General features: G+C 66.9%; 1 protein-coding gene. It reads left to right on the top strand.

Going from position 1 to position 712, the window contains the following annotated elements:
- Positions 1-712: substrate-binding domain-containing protein (locus FLV34_RS39525; RefSeq protein ID WP_142652788.1), on the top strand; the 712-nt coding region annotated here is incomplete at both ends.

Genomic DNA, 712 nt, shown 5'->3' with positions numbered 1-712 from the left:
CAAGAACGCGACGGACGCGGCCGCGCAGTTCTCCGATGTGGAGTTCAAGGCGGTCGAGCCGACCAACGACATCAACCAGCAGATCTCGGCGGTGGAGTCGCTGATCCAGGCCAAGGTCGACGCGCTGGTGATCCTGCCCAACGACGGTGAGCAGCTCAACCAGGTCGCCCGGCAGGCGATGGACGCGGGCATCCCGGTGATCAACCTGGACCGGGTCTTCCCCGACAAGCTGTCGTACCGGACCTGGCTGGGCGGCGACAACTACGGCATGGGCGTGGCGGCGGGCCACTTCATCGGCAAGACGCTCAAGGACAAGGGTGTGTCCGACCCGGTGATCCTGGAGATCCAGGGCATCGCGACGCTGCCGCTGACCCAGGAGCGCAGCAAGGGCTTCGCCGACGCGCTGAAGACCTACGGGTTCTCGGTGACCGCGCAGCAGGACGCGAAGTTCACGGTGGAGTCGGGCACGCAGGTGGCCAGCAACCTGCTGCAGGCGCACAAGAAGATCGACGCGATCTGGAACCACGACGACGACCAGGGCATCGGTGTGCTCGCCGCGATCAAGGAGGCCGGTCGCGACGAGTTCTTCATGGTCGGCGGCGCCGGCTCGGCCAACGCGATGCGCGACATCCAGGCCGACAACGGCGTGCTGAAGGCCACGGTCACCTACAGCCCCACGATGGCCGGTTCGGCGATCAAGCTGGCGCGGCTG

The sequence above is a fragment of the Microbispora sp. CSR-4 genome (assembly GCF_008033685.1).
Taxonomy (GTDB): Bacteria; Actinomycetota; Actinomycetes; order Streptosporangiales; family Streptosporangiaceae; genus Microbispora.
The sequence above is the reverse complement of the archived record's forward strand: the minus strand, read 5'-3'. Positions and strand labels throughout refer to the sequence as shown.